At 65.1% G+C, this 4806-nt stretch carries 5 protein-coding genes; 3 read left to right on the top strand and 2 right to left on the bottom strand.

The annotated features are described in order from the left end of the window. Nucleotides 1–304 (bottom strand): NTP transferase domain-containing protein (locus tag CP49_RS09735; protein ID WP_156438221.1); only part of this gene is annotated, 304 nt, incomplete at its 3' end. 167 nt (nucleotides 305–471) lie between these two features. On the opposite strand from CP49_RS09735, the gene CP49_RS09730 reads away from it, so the two are divergent. Continuing rightward, a complete protein-coding gene (locus CP49_RS09730; RefSeq protein ID WP_057850051.1) occupies nucleotides 472–1785 on the top strand; it encodes a hypothetical protein in 1314 nt (437 codons plus the stop codon). A gap of 272 nt (nucleotides 1786–2057) precedes the next feature. After that, the gene (locus CP49_RS09725) at nucleotides 2058–2438 is read left to right on the top strand and encodes a hypothetical protein (protein WP_057850050.1); all 381 of its coding nucleotides are present in this window, start codon (nucleotides 2058–2060) and stop codon (nucleotides 2436–2438) included. On the opposite strand, the gene CP49_RS09720 is transcribed toward CP49_RS09725, so the two are convergent. Next, a complete protein-coding gene (locus tag CP49_RS09720) occupies nucleotides 2398–4023 on the bottom strand; it encodes a glycoside hydrolase family 17 protein (protein ID WP_197423061.1) in 1626 nt (541 codons plus the stop codon). The genes CP49_RS09725 and CP49_RS09720 overlap by 41 nt on opposite strands. 253 nt (nucleotides 4024–4276) lie before the next feature. On the opposite strand from CP49_RS09720, the gene CP49_RS09715 reads away from it, so the two are divergent. Next, the coding region (locus CP49_RS09715) for a hypothetical protein (RefSeq protein WP_057850052.1) at nucleotides 4277–4806 on the top strand (530 nt) is incomplete at its 3' end.

The raw sequence follows: 4806 nt of genomic DNA, 5'->3' as shown, positions 1-4806 counted from the left end.
AATCGTCTGAGCCGCGCGCGATCGCCTCGCGGGCCGCCAGCACGGCATGCGCGGTGCCGAGGCGTTCGGCCTGAATGAAGGTCGCCGCATCAGGGCGCACGCGCCTGACCTCGTCGGCCACCGGCTTGTGGTCCGGCCCGATCACGACCGCAAGCGAAGCGCCGTCGCCGTGCGGGGCTGCGTCCAGCACATGGGCCAGCAGCGGCTGGCCGGCGACGGGGTGCAGGACCTTCGGCAGGGAGGATCGCATCCGGGTCCCCTCACCGGCCGCAAGCACGACAGTCAGGCTGGATCGCACGGTCATTCCATTCCTTTGCGGGCAACACAGATGGCGCCGGCCGTCTTTAATTGTTTTCCCCCGGAGATCAAACCGATTCGCTGCCCCGAAAACGTCCGGATTCAAGTGGCCGGCGCATTTCCTGTTAATGTTTGCCCTGTGATTCGGCAGGCCTCGAGGAGGGCCAAGGGCGTTTGGCCAAAAAAACCGACCATCTCGCAGACTTCGAGACGGATGACAGCGGTGGCGTGCTGAGCAACCTGCTGGCCGAGGAAGGCGAACTCGACCGCCGCGCGCTGTGGCGGCTCGGATCCTGGGGCGTCGGCGCCACGGCTGCGGTGATTCTGGCCGTAATGGCCAACCAGTCGTCGCTCGGATTGAAGCGCGAACAGGTCGCCGCCGCTGATATCACCAGGCAGGGGCAGCAGATCCAGCTCATAGCCAAGGAAACCCAGAACGAGGCGCGGCGGCTCGCTGCCGCGATCGACACGCTCAATAGCGATCGAGACAGGCTGTATTCCCGTGTCACCAGCCTGGAACAGGGGCTCGATTCCGTCACCGGCACCATCGCCCGGCAGGGTTCCGCCTCCGCTTCGCCGTCTGTTGCAAATGCGGAACCGCAGGCCGCGCAAAACCCGCCACCGTCGCCAGCCGTCGCGACGGTAGCGACCGCCCCGGCCACAGCGCCTGTCACCGACAGACCCACGTCCAGCGTCACCACCGCCGAACCGGCCCCGGCGGCGGCTTCCTCCGTCGCAAAGGATGCCGCGAAAACGGACGCAGCCAAAGCGGAAAGCGCCAAGTCTGAAGCCAAGCCTGAAACGGCAAAGGCCGACGCGGTCAAGCCGGAGCCCGCCAGGCCTTCGCCGGCCACGCCGCTGGTTTCAGCGCAATCGATGATGGCCCCGCCCGATCCCGCAGCCGGCAAGCTGATCGAGCCGGGCAAGACGGCGAGCTCGGTGATCGCGAGTCCGATCCCCGATGTCGTGGCGTTGGCACCATCGGAAACCGATTCGGAGGCGGACGAAGCCGCGCCGATCGTCTCCCTGCAGCGGACCGAGTTCGGGGTCGATCTTGGCACCGCCAATTCGGTGAACGGGCTGCGCGCGTTGTGGCGCGGGTTGTTGAAATCGAGATCGAACGCGCCCCTGACAGCGCTGCGCCCGATCATCGTCATCAAGGAAAGCACCAACGGCCTCGGCATGCAGCTTCGCCTGGTCGCCGGCCCCTTGAACGACGCCGGCGCCGCCGCCAAGATCTGCGCTGTGCTCACCGAAAACAACCGGCCTTGCGAGACCGCGATCTTCGACGGCCAGCGGCTGTCGCTCAAATCCGACGACCCGCCGCCCACGGCCGCCAAGCCGATGCCGCGCCGGCGCGTCATCGCCAAGCGAGCGGCGGTCGTTGTCGAAGACGTCTCGAAGAAGCCGGAAGCGCCGCCAGTGACAACGCCGGCGCCAGCGCAGACGACATTGTCGACCATCTTCGGCAGGAAGAACACGCAATAAGTTTTTGATTTTCCTTGCCCCTCATGGTGAGGAGCGCCAGCGGGTCCGCGCGTAGCGCGGCCCGATGACAGGCTCCGCGCGTCTCCGGACGATGCTTCGCATCGCCGGGCGAACCATGAGGCCCGGTCTGTGGCCTACATCCTTCGAGACGCCCGCTCCGCGGGCTCCTCAGGATGAGGAGTTTTTACAGGGCGTTACAGCGAATTTCTGATCCTTGTTCTCTGCCTTGGCGGACGCTTGTCCCGGCAGCTAATCCCGACCATATTGCGCGAATGAAAAAATCACCGTTCCGGCTCACGCCCTATCAAGTTCAATTCCTGTTGGTGGTCGGCTTCGTCACCGTCGGCTACGCGCTTTATCTGCGCTATCTCGCGATCGAGCTCTCAACCGTCGCGCTGGCATGCGACGCCGGCCTGCAAACCATGCTGTGCAAGTCGCGGACGCTCGCCACCTATTTGTTCAAGAATTCGGTATTCGGCATCGCCGCGCTGATCATCGCGACGCTCCACGTCATGCGGCCGTCGATCGTGCTGCTGACGGGCGGACTGATCGCGGCGGGATTCGGGATCGTGCTCTACAATATCGCGCTGTCGGGAATTGCGATCGGCCTGCTCATTTTGGGATTTGCACGGCCCGCGCCCGCCACAGCGTAAACGCCAGCAGCAAATAGATCGCGCAGGTCCACATCGCCTGCCAGTTCTGGTTGCCCTCGTTGAAGCCGATGAAGAGCGCGGCCGCGACCAGCAGGCCCGCAAAAGCGGATTCGGCAATCGGGCGCACGCCCTCCATCGGCCGGTTGAGCAGCATCAGCGCCGCGAACGGCACCACCGCCATGGTCAGCGAAGCGAACGGAAAGTCGCGGTAGCGCGGATCGAACGTAAAGCCGAGCGCGGTCTCCGCCGCGATCAGCGTGGTGACACCAAGCACGACGCCGAGCAGCGCCGTCAGCACCGATTTGGTTCGGCCCTCGCGCGGTCCGAGCAGTTCGAGGAATGTCGGCAGCGGCCGGCCGGACATTGCAGCGTTCGCGCATAGCATCGGTGAAGCCATGGCGGCCGCGAGCAGCGCCCCCCATTGCAGCCAGCCGCCGGCGCCGTAGCTTTCGTAAAGCATCTTGTCGGCAGCGACCCCGAACAGCATGCCCGCGGTCGTCGCCGAGGTCCCGACCGCGATCCACGAAGCCAGCCGCGGCTTCCATGGCCGCCGCCGCAGCGTCAGCCAGCCCGCCAGGAAGACGACGGCGCTGAGCGCCATCCCGGATGCCATGTGCAGTTTCCAGAGCGGATAATTGCTGATCGGCTCGCCCGGCGGATATTTCACCGCCCGCTGCGCGTCATCGATCATACCCCAATAGCCGCCGACGGTGCCCTCGAGCTCACGCTTCCACGGCTGGTCGTAGGCCTCGATCAGGTTGACCCGAAACTTTTCGCGCTTGGCGAGGTCGAGGATTTCGGACACGACGCGCGCCTGGTTGGTGCGTGACGGCAGCGCGCCTTCACGCATCCGCCCGGCGCTCGGCCAGCCGGTCTCGCCGATCAGGATTTCCTTGTTCGGAAACGCGACCGCCATCCGCTTGCGGATATCGTCGACATGGCCGGCGGCGTGTTTCGCCCGCACCGGCATGTCTTCCCAGTAAGGCAGGATGTGGATCGTGACGAAATCGACGGCGTCGTAGACCTCGCGGTTGCGCAGCCAGAATTCCCAGACATCGGCATAGGTGACCGGCACGGTGACCCGCGACTTGACCGAGCGGATATGGGCCGCGAGATCCGATGTCGTCATCTCGCCGCGCAGCAGCACCTCGTTGCCGACCACCAGCGCCGTAATGACATCGGGGTGTTCCTTGGTCAGTTCGATCGCAACCGAAATCTGGGCGAGGTTCTTGATCCGGTTGCTGGAGAGCCAGATCCCCTGGATCACCTTCAGTCCCACCTTGGCGGCCAGCGCCGGAACCTGATCGAGCCCGTTCTCGATTGAGTAGGTCCGCACGCAGTCGGTGATCTTGGCGAGCTGCGCCAGATCCTGCGCGATCTGTTCAGGAGGGATCTGCGTGCTCGGAATCAGGGGCGTCTGCGCGCCGCGGAACGGGGCGTAGGAAACGCATTGCAGTTTTGCGTTGGGGTCGATCGGTGCGCGCACAAGCGTGATCGGCGTGGCAAGCCACCACCAAAGGGCCGCGATCATACCTAGCGACGAAAGGAGAAGCGCCAGCGGCGTACGAAGAGAAATCGGTTCCATCCTCCGGGCGGGGACAGTCGATTACCCGTTCATCGGCGTTCTGCCAAGATGCCGGATAGTCAATTCCGCCCCCCGTTCCCTGCGGCAGTTTCACCGCCGAGGTGATAAAGTTGTGACTTTGCTGGACAAAATCAGAAATACCCGTCATGTGAATCGCCAAGGTGTCCGCCGTATTGGGGACCTATTTGGGCGGCAACAAGCCGGGCCACCACCACCAGCCGCTTGGCGCGGCAGGAAACTAATCGGGGAATTTATGCGTCGACGGGTGCTTGATCCAAGAGTTGTGGTTTTTAGGCGCTTTGCCGCGGCCGGCCTGGCCCTCCTGATCGGATCGGCTGGCGCGTTTGCCCAGAGCGGCACCCCCGCCCCCCAGGATCAATCCGGCAAGCCGCCGGCCGCCAGCACCGCTGATGCCAACAAGGACAACCAGCGCAAGGCCGACGAGTTCGTCGAGGCGGCCCAGGCTATCAATGGCCCGGCCGGAAACCCCGAATGCGTCTGGCTCGGCCGCCGGGTGGTTCGCCTGATGTGGCGCGACGACCTGGATACTGCATTTCGGCACCTCGATCTCTATGACCGGTTCGGCTGCCCCGGCGGCCACGTCCAGGCGACCTTCCGCTGCCTGACCCGCTTTGGCGGGCAGATCGATCCCAAGGTGGCCGAAACGCTCGACAGCCGTATCCACGTCTGCTGGATCAATCCGGGCGCCCAGCCCCAGGCTGCTGCAGCGGCCAGCCCGGCGCCAGGCGGGCCTGCGACCGCCGGCAATGCGACGCCTGCGCC

This window comes from Bradyrhizobium valentinum (assembly GCF_001440405.1).
GTDB lineage: Bacteria > Pseudomonadota > Alphaproteobacteria > Rhizobiales > Xanthobacteraceae > Bradyrhizobium > Bradyrhizobium valentinum.
Note: the sequence above shows the minus strand (reverse complement) of the source record. Positions and strands in the feature narration are given on the sequence as shown.